Origin of the sequence: Niveispirillum sp. BGYR6, from assembly GCF_027568365.1 — a bacterium.
GTDB lineage: Bacteria > Pseudomonadota > Alphaproteobacteria > Azospirillales > Azospirillaceae > Niveispirillum.
Genome location: NZ_JANLNL010000002.1, coordinates 210,131 through 234,572, shown reverse-complemented (window position 1 = coordinate 234,572; position 24,442 = coordinate 210,131). Strand labels below are relative to the sequence as shown.

General features: G+C 63.2%; 24 protein-coding genes. 12 read left to right on the top strand and 12 right to left on the bottom strand.

Annotated elements, in window-relative coordinates:
- Window positions 1-3 precede the first annotated feature (3 nt).
- From serA to PCJ49_RS05010, 3 genes are all read left to right on the top strand, one after another.
- Window positions 4-1,581: a phosphoglycerate dehydrogenase gene (gene serA, locus PCJ49_RS05020; protein WP_089286579.1), complete on the top strand. Its 1,578-nt coding sequence runs from the start codon at window positions 4-6 to the stop codon at window positions 1,579-1,581.
- A 160-nt stretch (window positions 1,582-1,741) separates the two neighbouring features.
- Entirely contained in the window at window positions 1,742-2,104 is a 363-nt protein-coding gene (locus PCJ49_RS05015) for a methyl-accepting chemotaxis protein (protein WP_089286580.1), read from the top strand.
- Window positions 2,105-2,197: 93 nt separating this feature from the next.
- Window positions 2,198-3,412 carry a TIGR03862 family flavoprotein gene (locus PCJ49_RS05010; protein ID WP_269909997.1) on the top strand — a complete coding sequence of 405 codons (1,215 nt, stop codon included), beginning with the start codon at window positions 2,198-2,200 and terminating at the stop codon, window positions 3,410-3,412.
- Window positions 3,413-3,492: 80 nt separating this feature from the next.
- Here PCJ49_RS05010 and PCJ49_RS05005 read toward each other — a convergent pair whose 3' ends face one another.
- Window positions 3,493-4,905 (bottom strand): PleD family two-component system response regulator, encoded by a 1,413-nt coding sequence (locus PCJ49_RS05005; RefSeq protein WP_269909996.1) that lies wholly within the window; start codon window positions 4,903-4,905, stop codon window positions 3,493-3,495.
- Window positions 4,906-4,939: 34 nt separating this feature from the next.
- Entirely contained in the window at window positions 4,940-5,329 is a 390-nt protein-coding gene (locus tag PCJ49_RS05000; RefSeq protein WP_089286892.1) for a response regulator, read from the bottom strand.
- Window positions 5,330-5,531: 202 nt separating this feature from the next.
- Between PCJ49_RS05000 and PCJ49_RS04995 the strand changes: the two genes are divergently transcribed.
- Window positions 5,532-6,797: a DNA polymerase IV gene (locus PCJ49_RS04995; protein ID WP_269910499.1), complete on the top strand. Its 1,266-nt coding sequence runs from the start codon at window positions 5,532-5,534 to the stop codon at window positions 6,795-6,797.
- Window positions 6,798-6,816: 19 nt separating this feature from the next.
- On the opposite strand, the gene PCJ49_RS04990 is transcribed toward PCJ49_RS04995, so the two are convergent.
- The 3 genes from PCJ49_RS04990 to PCJ49_RS04980 all read right to left on the bottom strand — a co-directional run bounded on the left by PCJ49_RS04990 (window position 6,817) and on the right by PCJ49_RS04980 (window position 10,176).
- A complete protein-coding gene (locus PCJ49_RS04990) occupies window positions 6,817-7,449 on the bottom strand; it encodes a P44/Msp2 family outer membrane protein (RefSeq protein WP_269909995.1) in 633 nt (210 codons plus the stop codon).
- Between the two features lie 126 nt (window positions 7,450-7,575).
- Entirely contained in the window at window positions 7,576-8,580 is a 1,005-nt protein-coding gene (locus PCJ49_RS04985) for a retroviral-like aspartic protease family protein (protein ID WP_269909994.1), read from the bottom strand.
- A gap of 249 nt (window positions 8,581-8,829) precedes the next feature.
- Window positions 8,830-10,176 (bottom strand): hypothetical protein, encoded by a 1,347-nt coding sequence (locus PCJ49_RS04980; protein WP_269909993.1) that lies wholly within the window; start codon window positions 10,174-10,176, stop codon window positions 8,830-8,832.
- 299 nt (window positions 10,177-10,475) lie between these two features.
- Between PCJ49_RS04980 and PCJ49_RS04975 the strand changes: the two genes are divergently transcribed.
- Window positions 10,476-11,165 carry a tyrosine-protein phosphatase gene (locus PCJ49_RS04975; protein ID WP_269909992.1) on the top strand — a complete coding sequence of 230 codons (690 nt, stop codon included), beginning with the start codon at window positions 10,476-10,478 and terminating at the stop codon, window positions 11,163-11,165.
- An 18-nt stretch (window positions 11,166-11,183) separates the two neighbouring features.
- On the opposite strand, the gene PCJ49_RS04970 is transcribed toward PCJ49_RS04975, so the two are convergent.
- Window positions 11,184-12,539, bottom strand: a complete 1,356-nt coding sequence (locus tag PCJ49_RS04970) for an MFS transporter (protein ID WP_269909991.1) — start codon at window positions 12,537-12,539, stop codon at window positions 11,184-11,186.
- Between the two features lie 247 nt (window positions 12,540-12,786).
- Between PCJ49_RS04970 and PCJ49_RS04965 the strand changes: the two genes are divergently transcribed.
- Window positions 12,787-14,196 carry a 3-deoxy-7-phosphoheptulonate synthase class II gene (locus tag PCJ49_RS04965; RefSeq protein WP_200819790.1) on the top strand — a complete coding sequence of 470 codons (1,410 nt, stop codon included), beginning with the start codon at window positions 12,787-12,789 and terminating at the stop codon, window positions 14,194-14,196.
- A gap of 69 nt (window positions 14,197-14,265) precedes the next feature.
- On the opposite strand, the gene PCJ49_RS04960 is transcribed toward PCJ49_RS04965, so the two are convergent.
- Complete coding sequence (locus PCJ49_RS04960; protein ID WP_269909990.1) at window positions 14,266-14,892, bottom strand: DsbA family oxidoreductase; 627 nt, start codon at window positions 14,890-14,892, stop codon at window positions 14,266-14,268.
- 171 nt (window positions 14,893-15,063) lie between these two features.
- Here PCJ49_RS04960 and PCJ49_RS04955 point away from each other — a divergent pair, with 171 nt between their 5' ends.
- Window positions 15,064-15,864, top strand: coding sequence for a hypothetical protein (locus PCJ49_RS04955; RefSeq protein ID WP_269909989.1), 801 nt, complete (start codon window positions 15,064-15,066; stop codon window positions 15,862-15,864).
- 22 nt (window positions 15,865-15,886) lie between these two features.
- Here PCJ49_RS04955 and PCJ49_RS04950 read toward each other — a convergent pair whose 3' ends face one another.
- Window positions 15,887-16,234, bottom strand: coding sequence for a hypothetical protein (locus PCJ49_RS04950; protein WP_269909988.1), 348 nt, complete (start codon window positions 16,232-16,234; stop codon window positions 15,887-15,889).
- Between the two features lie 175 nt (window positions 16,235-16,409).
- On the opposite strand from PCJ49_RS04950, the gene PCJ49_RS04945 reads away from it, so the two are divergent.
- On the top strand, window positions 16,410-18,305 hold the full coding sequence (locus tag PCJ49_RS04945) for a propionyl-CoA synthetase (protein WP_269909987.1): 1,896 nt from the start codon (window positions 16,410-16,412) through the stop codon (window positions 18,303-18,305).
- Between the two features lie 311 nt (window positions 18,306-18,616).
- On the opposite strand, the gene PCJ49_RS04940 is transcribed toward PCJ49_RS04945, so the two are convergent.
- Window positions 18,617-19,075, bottom strand: a complete 459-nt coding sequence (locus PCJ49_RS04940; RefSeq protein WP_089286724.1) for an Hsp20 family protein — start codon at window positions 19,073-19,075, stop codon at window positions 18,617-18,619.
- 293 nt (window positions 19,076-19,368) lie between these two features.
- Here PCJ49_RS04940 and PCJ49_RS04935 point away from each other — a divergent pair, with 293 nt between their 5' ends.
- Window positions 19,369-19,770 (top strand): DUF1465 family protein, encoded by a 402-nt coding sequence (locus tag PCJ49_RS04935; protein ID WP_089286725.1) that lies wholly within the window; start codon window positions 19,369-19,371, stop codon window positions 19,768-19,770.
- On the opposite strand, the gene PCJ49_RS04930 is transcribed toward PCJ49_RS04935, so the two are convergent.
- Window positions 19,767-21,119 (bottom strand): TldD/PmbA family protein, encoded by a 1,353-nt coding sequence (locus tag PCJ49_RS04930; RefSeq protein WP_089286726.1) that lies wholly within the window; start codon window positions 21,117-21,119, stop codon window positions 19,767-19,769. The genes PCJ49_RS04935 and PCJ49_RS04930 overlap by 4 nt on opposite strands.
- A gap of 222 nt (window positions 21,120-21,341) precedes the next feature.
- On the opposite strand from PCJ49_RS04930, the gene PCJ49_RS04925 reads away from it, so the two are divergent.
- Both PCJ49_RS04925 and PCJ49_RS04920 read left to right on the top strand, forming a co-directional pair.
- On the top strand, window positions 21,342-21,500 hold the full coding sequence (locus PCJ49_RS04925; RefSeq protein WP_160105563.1) for a hypothetical protein: 159 nt from the start codon (window positions 21,342-21,344) through the stop codon (window positions 21,498-21,500).
- Window positions 21,501-21,589: 89 nt separating this feature from the next.
- Window positions 21,590-22,081 (top strand): YajQ family cyclic di-GMP-binding protein, encoded by a 492-nt coding sequence (locus PCJ49_RS04920; RefSeq protein WP_089286727.1) that lies wholly within the window; start codon window positions 21,590-21,592, stop codon window positions 22,079-22,081.
- Between the two features lie 33 nt (window positions 22,082-22,114).
- Here PCJ49_RS04920 and PCJ49_RS04915 read toward each other — a convergent pair whose 3' ends face one another.
- Together PCJ49_RS04915 and PCJ49_RS04910 are read right to left on the bottom strand one after the other, a co-directional pair.
- A complete protein-coding gene (locus tag PCJ49_RS04915; RefSeq protein ID WP_089286728.1) occupies window positions 22,115-22,279 on the bottom strand; it encodes a DUF2256 domain-containing protein in 165 nt (54 codons plus the stop codon).
- A gap of 1 nt (window position 22,280) precedes the next feature.
- A complete protein-coding gene (locus PCJ49_RS04910; protein ID WP_269909986.1) occupies window positions 22,281-23,399 on the bottom strand; it encodes a hypothetical protein in 1,119 nt (372 codons plus the stop codon).
- Window positions 23,400-23,605: 206 nt separating this feature from the next.
- Here PCJ49_RS04910 and fabI point away from each other — a divergent pair, with 206 nt between their 5' ends.
- Entirely contained in the window at window positions 23,606-24,376 is a 771-nt protein-coding gene (fabI, locus tag PCJ49_RS04905) for an enoyl-ACP reductase FabI (protein WP_089286730.1), read from the top strand.
- Window positions 24,377-24,442 lie beyond the last annotated feature (66 nt).

The following is a 24,442-nucleotide window of genomic DNA, read 5'->3' as shown; positions in this document are numbered from 1 at the left end:
CCCATGCCCAAGGTTCTTATTTCCGACAGCCTGAGCCCCCGCGCCGTTGAGATTTTCAAGGAGCGCGGCGTTGAGGTCGATGTGAAGGTCGGCCTGAAGCCGGACGAGCTGAAGGCCATCATCGGCGAATATGATGGTCTGGCCATCCGTTCGGCCACCAAGGTGACCAAGGATATCCTGGCTGCCGCCACCAACCTGAAGGTTGTCGGCCGCGCCGGTATCGGTGTCGACAATGTGGACATCCCCGCCGCCACCGCCCGTGGCGTGGTGGTGATGAACACCCCGTTCGGCAATTCCATCACCACCGCCGAACATGCCATCGCCATGATGTTTGCGCTGGCCCGTGAAATCCCGGCCGCCAATGCCTCCACCCATGCCGGCAAGTGGGAAAAGAACCGCTTCATGGGCGTGGAGCTGTTCGGCAAGGTGCTGGGCGTTATCGGCTGCGGCAATATCGGCGGCATCGTTGCTGACCGCGCTGTCGGCCTGAAGATGAAGGTCATCGCCTTCGACCCGTTCCTGTCGCCGGAACGCGCCACCGAAATCGGCGTGGAAAAGGTGGAACTGGAAGATCTGCTGAAGCGCGCTGATTTCATCACCCTGCACACGCCGCTGACCGAAGCGACCAAGAACATCCTGGACGCCAAGGCCCTGGCCAAGACCAAGAAGGGCGTGCGCATCATCAACTGCGCCCGTGGCGGCCTGATTGTGGAAGAGGCGCTGCAGGCTGCCATCGAGGCCGGCCATGTTGCCGGTGCCGCCCTGGACGTGTTCGCGGAGGAGCCGGCCAAGGCCCACCCGCTGTTCGGCAATGAAAAGGTGATCGCCACCCCGCATCTGGGGGCGTCCACCACTGAAGCGCAGGAAAATGTCGCCCTGCAGGTGGCCGAACAACTGGCCGATTATCTGGTCAGCGGTGCGGTGGTCAATGCGCTGAACATGCCGTCCGTCTCGGCCGAAGATGCGCCGAAGCTGCGCCCCTATATGAAGCTGGCCGAACAGCTGGGCGGCTTTGCCGGCCAGATCACCGAGACCGGCATCAAGGCCGTGACCATCGAATATGAAGGTCAGGCGGCTGAACTGAATACCCGTCCGCTGACTGCCATCGTGCTGAAGGGCCTGCTGGGCCCGCTGATGGAATCGGTCAACATGGTCAATGCACCGGTCATCGCCAAGGAGCGTGACATCAAGGTGAGCGAGACTAAGCGCGAGGTGGCCGGCGATTACCAGACCCTGGTGCGCGTCATCGTGCAGACCGAACAGCGCACCCGCTCTGTTGCCGGTACCCTGTTCGGCGGCGACAAGCCCCGTCTGGTGGAAATCGAGGAAGTGCCGGTCGAGGCGGAAGTCACCGACCATATGCTGTTCATCCGCAACGAGGATAAGCCGGGCTTCATCGGCAAGCTGGGCAGCACGCTGGGCGATGCCGGTGTGAATATCGCCACCTTCCATCTGGGCCGTACCGCTCCCGGTGCCAATGCCATCTGCCTGGTGTCGGTCGATCAGGCCGTATCGGAAGAGCTGCTGGGCAAGATCCAGGGCCTGCCGAGCGTGGTGCGGGTGAAGTCGCTGGATTTCTGATCCAGCTCAAGGACGGGGCACCCCGATGGAAACTATCCATAAGGGGTGCCCCAGCCGGAAAATCGTCACGATTTGTTCGCCGGCTTTGTGCTATGAAGGTGGAACGCCCGGTTTGTCCGGGTCGCTACAGGTCAACCCCTAAGACGCAAGGCCTTTGCAGATGAAGTACGGCAGCGAATCGAGCAATTTCTCCGGCGCTGGCAAGAGCGAGGTTTCCTCCGCGCTCCAGGAAATCAGCCGCGAACTGGAAGGTCTGCGCACCGAGATCGAGAAGGTGGGCACTGTGGCCCAGCAGATCGACGCCATCGCCAAGCAGACCAACCTGCTGGCCCTGAACGCCACCATCGAAGCCGCCCGCGCGGGTGAAGCCGGTAAGGGTTTCGCGGTTGTGGCTGGTGAAGTGAAGAACCTGTCCGGTCAGACCGCTGCCGCCACGGCCGAAATCTCCGCCGTGTTGCAGAGCCTGACCAAGCGCACCCAGCATCTGGGCCAGCTGGTTGAGCGCGCGATCACCCACGCCTGATCAGTTGCATTTCCGCAAGGGGCGGCACCGGCGACGGTGCCGCCCCTTCGCTATTTCAGCCCCCTGCAGAGCCCGCATTCCGGTTTGGTCCCCATGTCCGCAAAGCCCTTCATCATCATCGGCGCCGGCCCGGCCGGCCTGATCGCCGCCGAAACCATTGCCGCTGCTGGCGGCAAGGTCCGGCTTTATGACGCCATGCCATCGCCGGCGCGCAAATTCCTGATGGCGGGGCGGGGTGGACTGAACCTGACTCACAGCGAGCCGCTGGACCGGTTCATTGCTCGGTATGGCGCGGCGCGGCCGCTGTTTGATCGGCTGATTCGGGCATTCACGCCGGCTGACCTGCGCGACTGGTGCCATGGGCTGGGGGTGGAAACCTTTGTCGGCTCCTCCGGCCGGGTGTTTCCGAAAGAGATGAAGGCCAGCATCCTATTACGGGCCTGGCTGCGACGGTTGGCCGGGTTGGGCGTGGAACTGCATCCCCGCCATCGCTGGGTCGGCTGGACGGCAGAGGGGGCGTTGCGCCTGGCGGGACCGGCGGGGGAGGTGACCAGTGACGGCGCGGCAGCGGTGATTCTGGCGCTGGGTGGGGCCAGCTGGCCCCGCCTGGGCTCTGACGGGGGCTGGGCGGAATTGCTGCACGGCCGCGCCGTGCCGCTGGCGCCGTTCCGCCCGTCCAACAGCGGATTCGATGTGTGCTGGAGCGCCGGCCTGCGGGAGCGGGCGGAGGGGATGCCCCTGAAACGCATCACCGTCACCTTCCGCGACCGCACGGTACCGGGCGAACTGGTGATCACGGCCCATGGGCTGGAAGGCGGGCCGCTTTATGCCCTGTCCGCGCCCCTGCGTGATGCCATTGAGCGGGATGGGGCGGCGGAGATTCTGCTGGACCTGAAACCCGATCTCACCGTCTCGCAGGTGCAAAATCGGCTGGCGCGGGTGCCGCCGGCCGACAGTCTGGCGAACCGGCTGCGCAAGGCGCTGTCGCTGACACCGCCCGCCGGTGCGCTGTTGCGCGAAGGGGCAGGCGACGCCGACCTGACACGCAGCATGAGCGTGGCCAGCCTGCTGAAAGCCCTGCCCATCAAGCTTTCCGGGATGCAGGGGCTGGAACGCGCCATCTCCACCGCTGGCGGCATCCGGCTGACGGCCCTGGATGACGGGCTGATGCTGAAGGATCTGCCCGGTATCTTCGCCTGTGGTGAAATGCTGGATTGGGAGGCACCGACTGGTGGCTATCTGCTGCAAGGCTGCTTTGCCAGCGGCATCGCCGCCGGCAAGGGGGCGCTGGCTTATGCCAAGTTGTGATGAGTGGAACTCATCACAACTTGGTGCGGCGGCGACTGCCGCCGCGCGGCACGTGCCACTGACCCCGCCGCCTTTTCCGTTCAGTTGCTGGTCTGGATGGTGCCGTCGTCGACGACGACGCGGTTACGGCCGGACCGCTTGGCCTGATAAAGCGCCATATCGGCGCGGCGCAGCAGCTGTTCCCCGCTTTCGGGCTTGCCTTCTTCATCCAGCCGGCCGTCGGTGACGGCGACGCCGATGCTGATGGTGACATCAATCCTCTGCACCGGGGCCGCGACGTCAAAACTGGTTTCGGCAATGCGCTTACGCAGACGTTCCGCCACCAGCGTCGCCTGGGTCATGTCCGTGTCGGGCATGATGACGACGAATTCCTCCCCGCCCAGCCGGGCGACGAGGTCGAAATTGCGCAGGTTGCGGCTGGCGCGGCCCGCCACTTCCTTCAGCACCTCATCGCCCACGCCATGGCCCCAGCTGTCATTGACCACCTTGAAATGGTCAATATCGAACATCAGCGCGGAGACGGGCTTGGCATTGCCGCCGCTGCGATCCAGCAGCCGGGGCAGGTGGGCGGAGAGATAGCGGCGGTTGAACAGCCCGGTCAGGCTGTCCGTCAGCGCCATCGACAGGCTCTGTTCATAATTAGCGCGCAGCCGGTCCTGATAGCGCTTGCGCCGTATCTGCGTCCGGGCGCGGGCCAGCAGCTCATTCCGGTCGATCGGTTTGATCAGATAATCATTGGCGCCCAGCTCCAGCCCCTTGGCCACCCGATCCATGTCGGTTTCATCGGCCAGCAGCAGAATGGGGATCTGGCGGGAACGTTCCTGGCTGCGCAGCTGGGAGCAGAGCCGCAAGCCATCTTCCCGCATCAGCGTCAGGCTGACGATGATCAGGTCGAACTCCTCATTCAGCGCCAGCTCCAGCCCGGCGGCACAGCTGTCGGTATCCGTCAGCTCATCACGGTCGCGGGCCAGCGTCTCATCGATCTTGTCCAGATCAATGGCGCTGTCTTCTACCACCAGCACGCGGGCCGCCTCCGCCGTCTGGTTCTGTACCGAATCGGTCGATACCAGCATCCCCAGCTGGCCGGAGGTGCTTTCCCGCAGGCGCCATTCATCCATCATCATTTTCAGACGGACCAGGGAGCGGACGCGGGCGAAAAGCGCCACATCATTGACCGGCTTGGTCAGGAAATCATCGGCCCCGGCCTCCAGCCCGCGCACCCGGTCGCTGACATCCGACAGGGCAGTCACCATGATAACCGGAATATGCATGATGGCCGGATCGGCGCGAATCCGTTCGCACACCTCAAACCCGTCCATGCCGGGCATCATCACATCCAGCAGCACAATATCGGGTTGATGGGCCTTGATCCGCTCCAGCGCTTCCGGGCCGCTGTTGGCGGTGACAACGTCAAAATATTCCCGCGTCAGCTTGGCCGCGAGGAGTTTCACATTGGGGAGCACATCATCAACAACAAGAACCCGGGCCGACATGGTTTCCTATTCTTCCGTGCCCGGCAGGCGGGCGTCATACGAAATCTTGAACCGTTTGCAGGAATTTTGCCACCGAGATCGGTTTGGCGATATAGGCTTCGCAGCCGCCTTCACGAATCTTCTCTTCATCCCCCTTCATGGCAAAGGCAGTGACGGCAATGACGGGGATGGCCCGCAACGCGTCATCTTCCTTCAGCCATTTGGTAACCTCAAGCCCCGAAACCTCCGGCAGCTGGATATCCATCAAGATCAGGTCGGGATTGTGCAAACGGGCAAGGCGCAAAGCCTCCATCCCGTCGCGGGTCTGCAGCGTGGCATAGCCATGGGCTTCCAGCAGGTCGTTGAACAGTTTCATGTTCAACTCATTATCCTCGACAATCAGGACGAGGGGCCGGCCGTTCTTCTGCTGTGGGCTGTCCGCCATCGGGGCCATCATTTCTGCACCCATGTTGCATGTCCTGTTCCGACGGGGTTTATGGCACTATGCTGACATACTGTGCGATGCCCGTCGTGGCAAAGAAACAGTTAACCGTTGCTTGGGATTAAGCAGCGGCAAAGGTTAAACATCGGTTATCGGCCCGGCCCCCTTGTCCCATGCTGATCCCCCTACCAGCCCTGCAGAGGGGCTGTGCCGTGATTGCGGGCGCCGCCAGCTGCGCGCCCGCCGCTGTACCGCCTGCGGGTCGGTGCGGATGCTGGCCCATGCGGAGTTGCACGCGCTGTCCACCGCCCATATCGACTGCGATGCCTTTTATGCCAGTGTGGAAAAACGCGACCGGCCGGAACTGGCCGACCAGCCGGTGATTGTCGGCGGCGGGCACCGGGGCGTGGTTTCCGCCTGCTGCTATGTCGCGCGTCTTTATGGTGTGCGTTCTGCCATGCCGATGTTCAAAGCCCTGTCGCTCTGCCCCACGGCCACGGTGATCAAGCCCGACATGCGCCGATACGCCCAGGTGGGAAGGCAGGTGCGGCAGCTGATGGAATCCGTCACCCCGCTGGTAGAGCCCATTTCCATCGATGAGGCCTTCCTGGACCTTGCCGGGACGGAACTGTTGCATGGCGGCAGCCCGGCCCAGACCCTGGCCCGGCTGGTGCGGCGGATTGAGCAGGAGATCGGCATCACCGCCTCCATCGGTCTCAGCTACAATAAATTTTTGGCCAAGGTGGCCAGCGATCTGGACAAGCCGCGCGGTTTTGCCGTGATCGGCCGCGCGGAGGCATTGGATTTCCTGGCCCCCAAGCCGGTGGGCATGATCTGGGGGGTGGGCAAGGCGCTGGCCCAGAAACTGGAACATGATGGTATCCGCAGCATCGGCCAGCTGCGGGAAATGGACCTGAAATATCTGGTCACCCGCTATGGCAGCATCGGCCAGCGACTCTATCGGTTCTCCCGTGGGGAGGATGATCGCAGCGTCACGCCCCATAACCCGGCCAAGAGCATTTCCGCCGAAACCACCTTTGATCAGGATGTCGCTGACGGCGATGCGCTGGAAAAGATCATGTGGCCCCTGGCGGAAACCGTCTCCCGCCGGTTGAAGGCGGCCGGGCTGGCGGGCAATACCGTGACGCTGAAGCTGAAAACGCCGGATTTCCGCCTGATCAGCCGCAGCCAGCGCCTGCCCAGCCCCACCCGGATGGCCGACCGCATCTTCCGTACCGGCTGCACGCTGCTGGCGGGGGAGGTGGATGGCCGGCATTTCCGCCTGCTGGGTATCGGCTGTTCTGATCTGGTGGATGGGCGCGATGCCGATCCGCCCGATCTGGCTGACCCCGGCCTGCTGCGCCGTGCCCGGGTGGAACAGGCCATGGATGCGGTGCGGGCCAAACTGGGCAGTGGCGCCATCGTCAAGGGCAGGGGGCTGGGCGGCAAACCGCCGCGTGAGCCGGTGTGAAGGGGGGGGTAAGCCTGCTTTAGCGGCCGAAGGTGAAGCGGATGCCGGCCAGCGCCGTCCAGCTTTCCGCCAGCGTATGAGGGGCGGCATCCACGCCGGTAAAGGCAAAATCCCCCGGCCTGGTGTAACGCCCGTCAGCGAAGAAGGAGAAGCGGCTGCTGACCGGGACGTTCACGCCGACAAATCCCTGATAGCCAAAGCTTTCTCCGCGGGCATCGCCGGTGCCCAGGCCAAAGGCAAGGCGATCTGCCTCCAGCCGGGTCATACCGACACCAATGCCGACATAGGGGGTCATCCAGTCCGTCAGCTTCACATCGACCATGGCATTGGCCATCAGGCTGATGGTACCGGCGGTATTGGCATCGGGACCACCGGGGGCCAGCGCCAGGGCGTTGCGGCCCCGGTAGGAATATTCCAGCTCCACCCGCAGGCTTTCCATCGGTTGCCAACCGGCAGCACTGGATGCATTGGCGCCAGATACGCTGATGGCCCCGTAACTATCCATCGACAGGGGCACATCATGGCCGGAAAGCGTGGAGACCTCCGCCACCTCTGCCCCAGCCGAATCCGCCAGCAGGTCCACCGCATGGGCGGGACCAGCAAGGCAGGTCAGGCACAGGATAAGGGCCGCAAGGCGTTTGGACGTCATCATCCACTCCATATATGTCTAATTTAACGGAGTGGCGGTGAAGAGTCATGCAGGCAAAGCGAATTGCCGCTTTGTTTCCGAAAGGTAACCGCACTGTGTGGCGCATTGGGCACGGAAAAAGCTGCCGGGTCAGCGGCGGATAATGCGAGCTCCCCCCATATCGGTCATTCGCAGATGCAGTTCGCTCTGGCCGAAATCCACGGCAATACTCTCGGCGATGCCCAGCACATCCATACCCAGCACCAGGGCCGGCTCGTCAGACAGGCCCAGACGATCAAAAGCGTGAGCTTCCACCAGAATGGCCGCAAGGTTGCGGATGGTCAGGCTGCCCAGGCGGAATCGGGGCAGCAGATGCACCGGTCCCTTGACCTCCAGACCGGCCAGATTGACCAGATGCAGATAGCCTAGGGGCTCGGTATCATCCGACGCCAGGATGCGGTTCAGTAAAGCCTTGTTAAACAAGGATCGTTCTGCACCCGTATCAACCAATGCCGGCACGGTGATGCCGGCGATCTGAACCGGAACGATCAGCAGATTATCGCCGTGCATCCGCCCCTTGATCGTTTCGAACCCGGAAGGGGGCTGGCGGCGTGAGGGTTCGATGCGGATAAGATCACGTTTGAAATCCACCATCAGGCGATGGCCGGCCAGACTGTTGGTGCCGATGACCCCATCGGCACCGGAACGATCGGCGATCAACATGATGGGGGCGATCACGTTGCGGGTGCTGAAACGCCCCATATTCAGTTCACCCAGCCGCATGGCCGGCATCCGCACCGGCCCCAGCACATCATGCACGATCACATTTGGCCCGCCCCCGGCCGGATCAGGTTTGAACCCCATGGCCAGGGCCAGTTTCTCCCCAATCATGGTACCATTGCAGCCGGTATCCACCAGAAACCGGAAAGGCCCCGCACCATCCACCAGAACCGGCGCCAGCAGGCGCCCGGCCCGATCCGGCCGTGTCGGGATGGCGTGAACCGGCTCCGGCTCCAATCCGGGAACGGCGGGGGAGGAGGCCAGGGCCGGCGAAAAACCACCCAGAAGCAGGCAGAATATCCATGCCCAGCAACGGCATTGCCGCCAAAGAGACGGCGGTTGCTGATCGGCGCTGCTGGCTGTTTTGTGCCGCATGGTGCCCCCCTCACAGCACCGTCTTTTGCGGTGCTGTCATTTTAGCCGATTGCCGGCCTTGTTTTCTGCCAGGGCGGCTGCCCAGACACCCCATAATCATACGCCGGTAGGGTTGATTATGCTGTGGTCAAGCCGCATGGCAAAGGGGGGGGACCCCGCAACAGGGGCGGGTTTGGAGCCAATTCCCGCCAAACAGAAAGGGCCGGACGTTTCCGCCCGGCCCTCTCATGAAACTAAATCGCTTACCGATTACGGCTTGGCGGCCGATGCGGCAGCCGGGGCCTGCGGCTGGCCCGGAACCTTCAGCGGCTCCTTGCCTTTTTCGCGGATCACCTTGGCAATCGCCTGCATCGCATTGTCCGCCTGTGCCTTATCGGCATCGGCGGATTCATGCGAATAGACGTTCAAAATCCGCAGGGCCTGTTCCTGGCCCTGCTGCTTGGGCAGCTCGATGAACTGCATCAGCACGGCGACATGGATCTTGTTGCCATTGCTGTCGCACGACACCGTGCCGGTGCGCAGCTTATAGGCCGTCAGCGTCTCAATCGCGGCGAAGGCGGGCGTATAGGTGCCCTCGCAGCTCTTCTTCAGCTGTTCAGCATAGGTGTCGGAAACCTTGGCGAAATCGCCAGCGGCTTCACCCAGGGGGAAGCTGCGCACGGAACCCAGCACCTTGTCGCCGATCTGCCAAGCATAGTCACCCGGCCGCTGCTGCGGCGGGATCTTGTCCACCGGGATGGCGCGGGCCGATTGCAGGCCGGCATCCACCAGTGTCTTGGCCAGCGCCGGATCGATCACCGGTTCGCTGGGCGGCGGCAGCTTCAAGGTGCCGGCAACCCCCTGGTCGACGCAGCTGTTGAGGTCGCTGAAGGCCTTGGTGGTGCCCTTCAGCTGGAAGCTGGCCGTATCGCCCGGCACCTCAATGGACAGGGTCTTGCCGGTGCTGATCGCTTTGATCAGATCGGCATCGTCGCCCAGACCAATGGCCAGCGCGTTGGGCTGGCTGACAATGGCACCCAGTTCGCGCGTCACCTTGCCATCCACCGACAGCTTGACGCCAGTGCGCTGGCCCGGCGGCATCTGCGCGCCGGGAATACCCAGAATCATCTGGGTATGCTTGGTGGGATTACGCAGGAACAGCAGGTGCAGATTATTGTCGAATTCCGCCCCGACAGCGCACATCTTGAAGGAGCCGTCGGTGAAGACCTGCGGCTGCACCTTCCACTCGCCCTTCAGGGTGCCCATCTTGGACGGCTTGGGCGGGGTGGCCGGGCCACCCTGCGCCGGGGCAGGCGCGCCGGGCTTCGGCGCGGCACCTTGCGGGGCAGCACCTTGTGGTGCGGCCGCGGCCGGGCGCTGCGGCTGGGCCTGCGGGGCGCCCATCGTGCCAGCGGCCGGACCACCGCCGCCGATGGTGCCAGCAGCCGGGCTGCCGCCCTGCTGCGGCGTCTGCACCGTGCCCGGCAGGATCAGTCCGCCGGCCGGCGGCTGGGCCTGTTCATTGTTGGCGGATTGCGCGGCGGCAACGCCGGCAAAGGAAATGGCCGCGCCTGCAAGCAGCAGGCGGGCGATGGTGGACGACACGGAACGGACCACGGTTTAACAGACCCCTCTCCACTATGGGCGAGCGGACCCTAGGCCAGTGCCGCCGCCAAGGCAAGGGGCGATAAATATGGCCGGCTGCTTTGCCTTGCCGCAGGTCGGTGGTGCGTTAACCGCAGCTTGGTCTTTATAGTGATGGAAAACTGTCAAACAAACATAACCATATTTGTTTATTTTCGGCTCGCCACCCAGGTGGCCTATATCGTATGAAATAGATAGAGCGGGCCGAGAGGTGCCGTCAGGCAGGCGGGCTTTGGCAAATGGGGCAGGGCATGCAGTATGAAGAACCACGCATGGTTCATCCCGCGCGTTTGCTGCCGGAATGGGCAAGTTCCAATTGCCGCAAGGCCTTGACTGCACGTTATCTGAATATGCTTTTCAAGGATCATGCCTTCATCCGCATGATTCACCGCAATTTCTATCCGCTGGGTGACCGGATGTACCGGTCCAGCCAGCCGACACCGGGACAGGTGGCGGATCTGGCGGCGATGGGCATTCGCACCATCATCAATCTGCGCGGCCGGCGCGAGAGCTGCGGTTCTTATTTCTTCGAGGTCAGGGCCTGTGCCCGCTATGGCATTGATCTGATTGATTTCCGGGTGCGCTCGCGTGACGCACCCTATAAGGAAGATCTGTTTGCCGCGCGGGAGATGTGGAGCCGCATCCGCAGCCCCGCTGTGATGCATTGCAAGGCGGGGGCCGACCGTGTCGGCTTCATGAGTACGCTGTACATGTTTGTGGTCGAAGGCCGCCCCCTGGCGGAAGCGCAGCAGCAGCTGAGCTGGCGCTTCGGTCATATTCGGCAGGCCAAGACCGGTATTCTGGATTATTTCTTCGATAGCTTCGCCCGCACCGGCGGGCGCACGGTTGATGAGTTCTATGAATGGCTCGACAAGGAATATGATCGGGAGCAGCTGAAGCGGGACTTCCTGTCCCGTCGCTGGGCCAATCTACTGACCGACAAGCTGCTGCACCGGGAATGACCCCGGTGCCTGTTTGCCTCAGTCGGATGGCTGGTGTTGCTGCCGCTTGCGCGCGGCCCGGTCCAGCATCACGCAAAGAATGACCACCGGTACGCCGATCATGGCGGTGACGGCGAAAAAGGCGGCGCTGCCCATCGTGCTGCCGAACTGCGCCTGCAGCCCCTCCATCGCCTGACCGGAGAAGCCCTTCAGCACCTTGCCCAGCAGGGCGTAGAAGGAGGTCAGCAGCGCATATTGCGTGGCCGTATAGCCGATGCTAGTCAGGCTGGCCATATAGGCGGTCAGCGCCACACCGGCAAAGCCGGTGGCAAAGTTATCCACCAGAATGGCGGCCCCGAAGACAGTGATATCCGGCCCGGCCAGCGCCATGGCCGAGAAGGCCAGGTTGGAGAAGGGGCCCAGAATGGCCCCCAGGATCAAGGTGCGGTTGAACCCCAGCTTGACCGAGCAGAGCCCGCCCACCGCGATCCCCAGCAGCGAGGCCCAGAGCCCGATGGAGGCGCGCACCGACCCCACCACTTCCTTGCTGAGGCCGAGATCGACATAGAACGGGTTGATCATCGGGCCGATCAGAAAATCCCCCAGCCGATAGAGCGAGACCACCAGCAGCATCAGCACCGACAATTCCCGGTGGGTGCGCAGGAAGGCCAGGAACGGGCCGGCAATGGCATCGAACAGGCCCTTGCCGGTCCAGAGCGGGGCAGCGGCGGCATCGCCGGCCGGCAGGTGGCGTTGGGGTTCGGTGGCCATCAGGGTGGCGATCAGCCCCAGCCCCATGGCCAGCCCGGCCACCCCATAGGAGAGCTGCCAGCCGATCACCGCCGCCAGCAGCAGGATCAGGCTGTCGGTGGCCAGCATGGCGGCGCGATAGCCCATCTGGAAGGTGGCGGCCAGCAGCCCCTGTTCATCCCCATCGGCAGCACTTTCAATGCGCCAGCCATCCACCACGATATCCTGGGTGGCGGACGCAATGGCCGCCAGCAGGGCGAAACCGCCAAGCGCCCACAGACCCTGGCCACCCGACGGGCCGACCAGCGCCATGCCCAGCAGCCCGGCGCCGACCAGCAATTGCGACAGCACCATCCAGCCCCGCCGCCGGCCCAGCCGCCCCAGCAGCGGCACATCCAGCCGGTCCACCAGCGGGGCCCAGAACATTTTCAGCGAATAGACAACGCCCACCCAAGACAGGAAGCCGATGACCGCGAGGTTGTTGCCTTCTTCCCGCAGCCAGAAGCCCAGCGTATTGCCGGTCAACAGGAAAGGCAGGCCAGAGGAAAAGCCCAGCAGCAGTGCCACCAGCACCTTGGGCCGACGCAGCGACCGCGCCACATCCCGCCAACCCGGTTTGGTCTTTGCCCGTTCCGCCGTCGCCATTCGCCTGTTCCGACACTGTTTTCAAGGTGGTGGCGCAGTATAGGCGCCGGCCCTGCCGATCGCGCGGCCAATTTGCGCACGAACATTGCGCAGATCGCAGGTGTTTGGGACTGGAAAATACATCGCACTGTCGCTTAAAAAGATAAACCCACCGGTGAAAGGCCGGCGATGGGTACCCATATGCGGACCCGCCGGCGAAGAGAGAGGCCAGGCGGTGCTGAAATTACAGGAAGGACGAGGTAGGATCATGCCGACGGATATGCAGAAGGTGGGGACCGCTGGGCGCTGGACGCCTGACAGCTGGCGCGCCAAGCCGATCCGGCAGGTCCCATTTTATCCCGACGAAGCTAAGCTGAAATCTGTTGAGACACGCCTGTCCAGTTATCCACCCTTGGTTTTTGCAGGCGAAGCGCGCAGCCTGAAGGCCCATCTGGGCAAGGTGGCGCGCGGGGAGGCGTTCCTGCTGCAGGGTGGTGATTGCGCGGAAAGCTTCGCCGAATTCCATCCCAACAATATCCGCGATACGTTCCGCGTGCTGTTGCAGATGGCTGTGGTGCTGACCTTCGGTTCCGCCACCCCGGTGGTGAAGGTGGGCCGGCTGGCTGGCCAGTTCGCCAAGCCGCGTTCGGCCGATACGGAAGTGATCGACGGGGTGGAGCTGCCCAGCTATCGCGGCGACATCATCAACGGCTTTGATTTCAATTCCGACGCCCGCGTGCCCGATCCGGAACGTATGGTGCAGGCCTATAATCAGGCGGCGGCCACGCTGAACCTGCTGCGCGCCTTCGCCCAGGGCGGTTATGCCGACCTGCATAAGGTGCATCAGTGGAACCTGGGCTTCGTGGAAAAGAGCCCGCAGGGCGAGCGGTACCAGGACCTGGCCAACCGGCTGGATGAGGCGCTGTCCTTCATGGCGGCTTGCGGCATCACCGGTGCCACCACGCCGCAGATCCGGGAGACGGAGCTGTTCACCAGCCACGAGGCGCTGCTGCTGCCCTATGAACAGGCGCTGACCCGCATCGACAGCACCACGGGTGACTGGTACGACGTGTCGGCCCATATGCTGTGGATCGGTGACCGGACCCGCCAGCATGACGGCGCGCATGTGGAGTTCCTGCGCGGGGTGAAGAACCCGATCGGCCTGAAATGCGGCCCGAGCATGGACCCGGATGACCTGATCCGCCTGATCGACATCCTGAACCCGGCCGATGAGGCCGGGCGACTGACGCTGATCGTGCGCATGGGCTCCGACAAGGTGGATGACAAGCTGGCCCCGCTGGTGCGCCGCGTGCTGCGCGAAGGCCGCCAGGTCGTCTGGTCCTGCGACCCGATGCATGGCAATACGGTGAAATCCTCCAGCGGCTACAAGACCCGCCCGTTTGAGCGGGTGCTGGCGGAGGTTCGCGGCTTCATGAATGTCTGCCGGGCCGAAGGCGCCTATCCGGGCGGCGTGCATTTTGAGATGACCGGTCAGGACGTGACGGAATGCACGGGCGGCGCCCAGGCCATCACCGATCATGCTTTGGCCGAGCGCTATCACACCGCCTGCGATCCGCGCCTGAATGCCAGCCAGTCGCTGGAACTGGCCTTCCTGGTGGCCGAAGGGCTGAAGGCGGCCCGCGATGGCCAGCCCAAGGCCCGCGTGGCGGCGGAGTGAGTTTTTTCACCCGGCTTACGCCTGCTTGATCTGTGAAAGGCCCCGACCCGGTTGGATCGGGGCCTTTTTTCATACGCCGCGCGCCATGTCCAGAAAGGGCAGGAAAGCCTGCGGCTCCTGTGCGCCGGACAGGGCATAGCGCCGTTCGAAGACAAAACAGGGCACAGCCTGAACACCCAGTTGCCGCGCCTGCTGATCCCCGGTGCGGATGGCGGCCATATCCGCTTCGCTGCTCAGATAGTGCGCCACTTCTTCTTCCGGCAGACCGGTCGCCGTCGCCTGTTGCAGCAGAATCGATGTGGTGCCGATATCCAGCCCCTGGGCGAAATAGGCCTGATAGAGGGCGGATATCATCTCCGTCGACCGGCCGAACCGTTCGGCGAACCGGACCAGCCGGTGGGCGTTGGTGGTGTTGGGGATGCGGCGCGCCAGGTCCAGGCGCATGGGCAGCCCTTCCTTGAGTGCGGCCTGTTCCACCATGGCGGAAAGCTGCCGTGCCCGTTCGGTGCTGCCGAACTTGGCGACCAAATATGTCGCCCGGTCCATGCCGCTTGCCGGCAGCTCTGGATTCAACTGAAAAGGCATCCAGCGTATGTCCACCGACAGGCCGGGACGCTGCGCCAATGCCTGTTCCATCCGGTGTTTGCCGATATAGCACCAGGGGCAGACAAGGTCGGCATAGATCTCGATAAACATGATGTGCGTTCCAGGCGAGGGGATAGAGCGGATCGCCGAAATGTGAAATCACCTTTTGGCGTGAATCCGCTCTAAACGCAGGTGGCTCTCGCTGCCAGCCTATTCGAAAGGTGACACTGCCGCGACTCCCATTGCCGCACCGGGCGCAAGGCTCCATGATGTTACAACAACATGTCCATAGGATGGATGGACCGGGCTGAGGAAGAGTGGAAGGTAAAGCTCATGGTGGAGGAACGCGCGGAAATACGACATATGGCGGCGGCTTTCGTCTCCCACGTCACCGTGCTGCTGGCCGTCAACCTGACCCATGAGCTGGATCCCGTATTGACCGGCTTGCTGCCGGAGTCGGTGCCGACGGCCGATGAATTGCTGGATGACCATGTGCTGATCGATCAGGTGATCCGCGCCCCGTCGGATGAGCCAAGACTGGAACGGGCGCTGCAATGGTTCGACCAGCACTGGTTCAGCAGCGACAAGGGGCGTCCGGCAGAAGCCATCATTCAGCAGGAATTGAAGAGCTGGCGCGACATGCCAACCATCTTCGATCTGGATGAGGCAATGGATCGTTCGGCTGGATTACTGGAACAGTTGCTGCGTGAGTCCGCTGACAGAGACACCTCATCCGCCCAGGCCGTGTTAAGGGCCGTGCGGGCGTGGCAGGCCGATCCGGCGCGCGATGGGCTGTTGCAGGTCAGCACCCTCTGTGAACCCGCCCTGGCGCAGGCCGTGGAAGGGCTGCCTTCCACGGAGGCCCTGCGCCAGATCCAGTTCTTTGCCCGTGAGGGGTCCCTGCGGGCAGCCGATTATCTGGCCCTGCATTTCGATCCGGCGGCCCTGATGGAATGGCCGGTGGATGAATTGACCACCCTGTTGCGCACCCGCTATCCGCTGTTGCGACAGGAAGACGTTGTGGAATTGCTGGCAGAACAGGCGGCGCGCCCCAGGCTTGTACCGGAAATGCAGTTTTCCTGATTGCAGCGATTGGCGCCGGCGCTCAGGCCGGGACCGCCGGCAAGGTCAGCGTTTTGGAAACGATCAGGGCGATATTGTCGCCCTGCACCTTGATGGCCTTGTCCGCCGTGCGCGGCAGGGGGATGCGCAGCTTGCGGCAATAAAGGATCAGCATGGCCGCCACCTCGCTTTCCGCCATCTCCACCTCCCGATAGACGCGCGATCCCATGGCCTGGACCTTGACACCCAGGGAGATCGGGTTGATGCCCCGGATCATCACCGTACCCAGCAGGCCCGGCGGCTGTTTCTGTGGAAACAATTCCCGATAGGTCTTCACGGCGTCTTTCAACGCCTCAGCGGAAAATTGGATCTGGCGGCTGTCGACAATCATCGGGGCTCGATGGAAGACCAAGGTAGGGGATGAAACCGCAGGTTCCATCAGGCTGATTCAGATCATGGCCGCTGCGGTGGCGACGGCGTTGACTATGCCCAGCCTCGTGCCTTTTAGCGAGGCGAAAAAGCGCCCTCGCTGGAAAAGCGACGATAACAAACAGGGGAGGAAAATCATGTCGGCCCGATATCAGGAGATGTATGACCGGTCACTGGCGGACCCGGTGGGTTTCTGGGCCGATGCCGCCAAGGCCATTGACTGGCTGACTCCGCCCGCCACCATTCTGGATGACAGTGCCGCGCCGCTTTACCGCTGGTACAAGGGCGGGGTGCTGAATATGTGCTGGAACGCGGTGGACCGGCATGTCGCTGCCGGGCGGGGCGATCAGGCGGCCTTCCTCCATGACAGCCCCGTCACTGGCACCAAGCGCACCATCACCTATGCCGAACTGCGCGATCTGGTGGCAGGCTTTGCCGGTGCCCTGGTGGGGGCCGGCGTGGCCAAGGGTGACCGCGTCATTATTTATATGCCGATGATCCCGGAAGCTGCCGTGGCCATGCTGGCCTGCGCCCGTATCGGCGCCATCCATTCCGTGGTTTTTGGCGGCTTTGCGCCGCACGAGCTGGCCACCCGCATCAATGATGCCAAGCCCAAGGTGATCGTCACCGCCAGTTGCGGCATCGAAGGCAGCAAAGTGCTGCCCTATAAGCCGATGCTGGATGCCGCCATTGAAGAGGCCAGCCACAAGCCCGACCATTGCTTCATCGTGCAGCGCCCGCAGGTGCAGGCCCAGCTGCTGCCTGGCCGCGACCTGGACTGGGATGCGGCGCTGGCAGCGGCTTCGCCGGCTGACTGTGTGCCCATGGCGGCCACGGATACGCTCTATGTGCTCTACACCTCCGGCACCACGGGCCAGCCCAAGGGGGTGGTGCGCGATACCGGCGGCTATGCCGTGGCCCTGCAATGGACCATGGAATATTTCTATGGCGTCAAGCCGGGTGAAGTGTTCTGGGCCGCCAGCGATGTCGGCTGGGTGGTCGGCCATTCCTATATCGTCTATGGCCCGCTGCTGCAGGGCTGTACCAGTATCTTCTATGAGGGCAAGCCGGTGGGCACGCCGGATGCCGGTGCCTTCTGGCGGGTGATTGCCGATCACAAGGTTGTCGCCTTCTTCACCGCGCCCACCGCGTTTCGCGCCATCAAGCGGGAAGACCCGCAGGCGCTGCTGATCAAGGATTATGATATTTCCAGCTTGCGCACCCTGTTCCTGGCTGGCGAACGCTCCGATCCCGATACGCTGCAATGGGCGGAAACAAACCTGAAAGTGCCGGTGATTGACCATTGGTGGCAGACGGAAACCGGCTGGCCGATCGCCGGCAATCCGGTGGGGCTGGGCCTGTTCCCGGTGAAATATGGCTCCACCACCAAGCCGCTGCCGGGCTGGGATATCCGCATCCTGGCGCCGGATGGGCAGGAGGTGCGGCGCGGGGATATCGGGGCCATCGTCGCCAAGCTACCCCTGCCGCCCGGTACCCTGCCGACTTTGTGGAATGCCGATGACCGATTCCGCAAAAGCTATCTGGCGGATTTTGCCGGCTATTATCAGACCTCTGATGCCGGCTTCATCGACGCGGATGGCTATATCTATGTCATGGCCCGCACCGATGACATCATCAATGTCGCCGGCCATCGCCTGTCCACCGGCGCCATGGAAGAGGTGCTGTCCGGGCACCCGGATGTGGCGGAATGCGCGGTGATCGGGGTGGCCGATGAATTGAAGGGGCAGTTGCCGCTGGGGCTGGTGGTGTTGAAGAAGGGGGTGGATCGCCCCTATGCCGATATCCTGGCGGAACTGGTCAAAAAAGTGCGGGATGACATTGGCCCGGTGGCCGCGTTCAAACAGGCGGTTATTGTCGATCGGCTGCCAAAAACCCGGTCGGGGAAGATTCTGCGCGGCACGATGCAGAAGATCGCCGACAGCGAGTCTTGGAAGATGCCGGCCACCATCGACGATCCGATCATCCTGGAAGAGGTGGCACAGGCGCTGCGCGACGTCGGCTATGCCCGCTAATTGTACGATTATTGCGGGTTTGACCTCTAAAAGTGAGGTAAAATGGCAACAAGCATGACGGTTATTTGACAGTGGGTTAAGAAAGAAGCGTCAGAATGATTGACCGATCTGCCCGAACTGCATACCTTGCGCCTCGTTCGTTCCGGGTTGAACGGGCGGGGCTTCAGGGAAACGGGTATAAAAAGAGGGCCGCTGCATCGCAGCGGCCCTCATCAATTTCAGGCCCGGCAATAAGACCAATTATGCCAGCGGCGCGAAATCCTGACCGATGGTCACGCCTCAATCGCCGGCGGCCGCGTCCGCGCCCTTGGCTACGCGGCGACAGGGGCGGGAACCGCCTTCTGCGCGACATTGGCGATGATGGGAATAGTGCGGGGCTTCAGGGTTTCCGGCACTTCCCGGACCAGGCTGATATGCAGCAGGCCGTTTTCCAGATTGGCTTCCGTTACGCGGATATGGTCGGCCAGCTGGAAACGCCGCTCAAAGGCGCGGCCGGCAATACCGCGATGCAGGAAGGTACCCCCCTCCTGTTCCTTGGCCTTGCCCTGCACGATCAACAGGTTAGGGTGGGCAGTGATGTCGATATCGTCGATGGCGAAACCGGCCACCGCCATGCTGATGCGATAATTATCGTCACCCAGCTTTTCAATATTATAGGGCGGATAGGCGCTGCCATTATCCTCCCCGTTCATCGCAGCCTCCAGAAGGCGCGTCACGCGGTCAAAGCCGACGGTGGAACGGAACAAAGGCGACAGGTCATAGCTACGCATAGGTATCCTCCACGAGCGATACAGGTGACGGGAACCCCCGATCTCGGCCGGTTCCCTGGCTATATGGTCCCGGACCCCCGCTTGGGCTGCCCGTCCATGCTATTGAGTTAAGCAGGCCCCGCCGCCGCTTCAAGAGGGGGGCGGGGTGAAAAAATCGTACCCCGGCCGGGTTGGTGGAAATCGCAAGCGGCCTACACCATACGCTTTGGGATTGGTTGCCAGCCGGTGCTGTTAGACCTTAGACTGTTTAGCAGCGAAACGGCGCGAGGAGCGCCGTCAGAGGGGAGATCAGGGTGAGCGGACCGAGCCCCTTCATCGATAAGGCCTATGACGAAACAATGTCCCTGCTGGTGGAGGCGCGCAATTATGTCGCCTTCCAGGAAGGGGTTGATCAGCGCAGTCTGGCACCGGGCCAACGCCTGCAGGTCTCCTACGAATCGATGCGCGTCACCAGCCGGTTGACCCAGGTGATGGCCTGGATGTTGGCGCAGAAGGCCGTCTATGCCGGGGAGATGACGCAGGCCCGCGCCGTGGGGGAGGAGTTTGCCCTCTCCGGTGGTGAAATCTGCTCCGACCCTTCCGGGCCGGATAATGCTGAATTGCCGACGGGGCTGCGTTCCCTGCTGGAACGCAGCCACAGCCTTTATATGCGGGTCAGCCGCCTGGAAGACATGGTGCGGCAGGCGGTAGCTTAGATACCCGCCACCGTCATCCCCTCAATCCGCAGGGTCGGCGCGTCGATACCATGGCGGCGCTCCAGATCGCTGGCCGGGGTCAGGTTGCGGAACATGTCCTTCAGATTGCCGGCCACAGTGATCTCACTGACCGGATAGGCAATCTCCCCATTCTCGATCCAGAAGCCGGCAGCGCCGCGCGAATAATCGCCCGTCACCCCATTGACGCCCTGGCCCATCAGGGAGGTGATGTAGAGACCCTGCTTAATGTCTGCCATCAGCTCCTTGGGCGACAGGCTGCCCGGCTGCATATAAACATTGGTGGGGCTGGGGGAGGGCGGGCCGCCCGTGCCGCGCGACGCGTGGCCGGTGGTGGTCAGCCCCAGCTGACGCGCTGAACGCAGGTCCAGCAGCCAGGTGGTCAGCACCCCGTCGGCAATCAGCTCCCGCCGCTGGTTGGCAATCCCCTCTGCATCGAACGGCTTGGAGCGCAGGCCGCGCCGCAGATGGGGGTCTTCCACGATGGTGATGCCGGGGGCGAACACGGCTTGGCCCAGCTTGTCCTTCAGGAAGCTGGTGCCGCGCGCAATGGCCCCGCCGGAAATCGCCCCGCAGAGGGAGCCGATCATGCCGCCGGACAAGCGCGGATCGATGATCACCGGCACCGACTGGCTTTTCACCTTGCGGGGGTTCAGCTTGGCCACCACCTTTTCGCCGGCCCGGCGGCCGATCAGCGCGGGGTCTTCCAGATCGCTGCCATAAACGGTTGAATGGTAATCATAATCCCGCTCCATGCCCGTATCCTGGCCGGCCAGCACGGAGACGGAAAGCGAACGGCGGGAGACGCTGTAGCCGCCGACAAAGCCGTTGCTGGCCGCCAGCACCACATGGCTGCGACTCCAGCTGGCATCGGCCCCGTCGGAATTGGTGACGCCGGCCACGGCGCGGGCGGCATCCTCCGTCCGTTGCGCCGCCTCGATCAGTTCCTCGGCGGTGGGTTCTGCCGGGTCGCACAGGTCCAGATCCTGCCAGTCATGGGTGATGGCATCCGGATCGGCGATGCCGCAATAGGCATCGGGCGGCACGGCCCGCGCCATGGCCACGGCGCGTTCTGCCAGTTCCGCCAGCATCGCCGGGGAGCGGTCGGTAGAAGAGACCATGGCCATGCTTTGGCCGACAAAGACCCGCAGCCCCAGATCGCCGCCTTCCGACCGCTCGATTCCCTCCGGCTTGCCCAGGCGGGTGGAAAGCGACAGCGAGGCGCCATCCACCAGCAGCGCATCGGCCGCGTCGGCCCCGGCGGCACGGGCGCGGCGGATCAAATCTTCCAGCAGGTTGGCTGAATCGGCGTCAAAGCGCGGCTTGGTCATCGGCACGGGTCCATCTTGGGCGCCCTCGTCCGGGGCTGTCCCTCTCATCTAGCACCGCCGCCCCAGGGGTAGAAGCCCCCATTCTGTGGCGATCATGTCACAGGGGGAGACTGTTACCAATTCGACAAGATCGGAATGATCCGCGTCATCTTTCAGAAAGGGTGAGGGGGATATGGTGCGTATCAGACCAAAAGCGTTTGCGTGCTGCCAGGGAGGCCGATCATGCGGGGGATGAAACGATTAAACCACCGGACCACATTGGCCCTGCAGGCCCTGCTGCTGGCCGGTCTGGTGTTGGTGGTCGCCCTGTCGGCGACCGACAGGGCCGTACAGAAAGATGCCGCCAGCGCGGCAGGTGCCTCCGCTGTCATTGGGGGCTGACGGCCTTTTCCGTGACGATACGGGTGGTGCGGTGGTAAGCTGCGGCCATCCCGTTTGTTCGTTGCCTAAAAGGATGGACGTTCAGAGCCATGCCGTCTTTCGACATCGTTTCCAAGACCGAGATCGCCGAGGTCAATAACGCCGTTCAGGGTGTGCTGCGTGAGCTGCAGACCCGATTCGACTTCAAAGGTTCCAAATCCACCATGGAACTGAAGGAGAAGGAAAACGAGATCATCATCCAGACAGAGGATGACACCAAGCTGGAGCAGCTGCAGGAAATGCTGAAAGGCTATTTCGTGCGCCGCAAGCTGGATCCCGGCTGTCTGGACTGGTCCAAGGAAGAGAATGCCGCCGGTGGCACCAAGCGCCAGGTGGTGAAGGTGAAGCAGGGGATCGAGCAGGCTTTGGCCAAGCAGATCGTCAAGGCCCTGAAGGACAGCAAGATGAAGGTGCAGGCCGCCATTCAGGGCGATGAACTGCGCATCTCCGGCAAGAAGATCGATGATCTTCAGGCCGCCATCGCGCTGGTGAAGGGGCTGAACATCGAACAGCCGCTGCAATATTTGAACTTCCGCGACTGAGTGGGAGCGTATTTCCGGTCAGCGGAAACAGCTTTAGCTTTCCGCTTGCCGCTTGGGCATTTTGCCCTGGCGGCAGGCGTCGGAACAATATTTCACCTGTTCCCAGTCCCGCGCCCATTTGCGCCGCCATGTGAAAGGGCGGCCGCAATGGGCGCAAATTTTTTGCGGCAGATCGGCTTTGGCGACACCGCGCGGCATCTCAGCCCGCCCGCCTTGCATTAAGCACGGCCCCCGCCATAGCCCCCAGACCCAGGGCCACTGCCAGCAGCAAGCCGATAGCCCCCAGATAGGGGACCAGCGACACCAGCGCCAGGGCCAGGGTGACCAGGGCGAAACGGCCCAGCACGCGGGCGGGCGGCCCGTCGCGGCCATTGCGCCCCTGCCGGCTTTCCGCCAGCCCCAGGGCCGCCACGGCCAGCCCCAGCGGGAAGGCCAGAAGATAGAGGCCGCCCAGCAGCAGGCCCAGCGGCAGGCCGATCACACTGAACATCAGCAGGATGGCCAGCGGCGGCACAACCAGCAGCAGGCCCAGGCCCACCAGCACCCGGCCCAGCGGATTGCGGCGGATGGCGGCACTGCTGCCCGCCACCAGCGCCGGGAACAGCCACAGCACCGCCAGCCCCAGGATGAACAGGGCTGCCATGGTGCCCAGCAGCGTCATCACGCCGGGACCATCGGTGTCCAGGTCTTCCTTGGCGCGGAATTCCACCGTGCCACCGACATCCACCCCATCGGGCACAGGAACGGAGCGGGGGCCGGTATGGCGGATGCTGCCGGTGATTCGCGCACCGGGCAGCAGTTCCAGTTCCACCGCTGCCACGTCCAGATTGCCGGCGATGCTGCCGGCAATCACCACCTTTTCCGCAGCCAGCTGTGCGTTCCCGGCCACGTCGCCTTCCAGGGTGATTTCCCCGCCGCTGGCGCTGAAATCACCACTGATGGTGGCGCCCCGGCTCAACCGCACCTCCGCCCCGGTGACCCGGGCATCGCCACTGATGCTGCTTTTAATGTCAAGATCGGCAGCCACCGCCAGCAGATCACCCGCCACCGGGGCTGCCACCCGCAGATCAAAGCCGGCGAGGATCGCATCGCCACTGACCGGGGCTTTCAGGTCCAGATTAAAGCCGGCCGCGATCACATCCCCATCCACCGGTGCGGCGATGGTGAGTTTGCTGCCGGCGGCAAACAGATTGTCGCTCACCGGGCTGGTGACACGCACATCCTCCCCGTTGCGAAATTCGGCGGCTTGGCCGGTCTGACCGGTCAGCCACAGGCAGATGAGGGCCAGAAGGGGGATGAGGCGGTGCAGGATGGACAAGGGCGGAACCTTCCCTGGAGCGACGGCGGATGAAACCATGATCTTCCTATAATGCTTTACCGCCAAGTCCCAGTATGCGGGCGCTTTTTGGGGCCAGTGCGATACAAATCCGCAACATCTCATTTTGTCATCTGGCTGTAGCGAGACACACCTATTATGCTGCATTGCACCATGATAGTGCCCGAATGATGATGTGAGGGAATGATATGGCTCTGTTTTCTTTGGCTGGTAAACGCGGTCTGGTGGTGGGTATCGCCAATGAGGGCAGTATCGCCCATGGCTGTGCCCATGCATTCCGCGCCATGGGCGCCGATCTGGCCGTCACCTATTTGAACGCCAAGGCGGAGCCGCATGTCCGCCCGTTGGCAGAGGCGCTGGGCGCCACGCTGATCCTGCCCTGCGATGTGCGGGAGCCGGGCCAGCTGGAGGCTGTGTTCGAGCGGATCGAGGCGGAATGGGGCAAGCTGGATTTCCTGCTGCATTCCATCGCCTTCGCCCCGCGTGAAGATCTGCACGCCCGCGTCACCGACTGTTCGCGTGATGGCTTCCTGACGGCCATGGATGTGTCGGTGCATTCGTTCATCCGTATGGCACGGCTGGCTGAACCGCTGATGAAGGATGGCGGCTGCCTGCAGACCGTCAGCTTCTATGGGTCGGAAAAGGTGGTGGATCATTATAACCTGATGGGACCGGTAAAGGCGGCTCTGGAGTCGGTGACCCGCTACTTGGCGGCCGAGCTGGGGCCGAAGGATATCCGCGTGCACTGCCTGTCGCCCGGCCCACTGAAGACCCGCGCTGCCAGCGGTATCGACCGGTTTGACGAGCTGCTGGCCCGCGCAGCGGAAAAGGCCCCGCTGCGTCAGCAGGTGGGCGTGGCCGATGTCGGTGCCTATGCCGCTTTCCTGGCCAGCGATGATGCCCGCGCCATTACCGGCTCGGTGCCCTATATCGATGGCGGGTACAACATCCTCGGCTGACGCTGAACGGCTGTTGATCGGCATTATTTGTTCGCCGCACGGTCCCGCCAGCCGCATGGCGGGGCC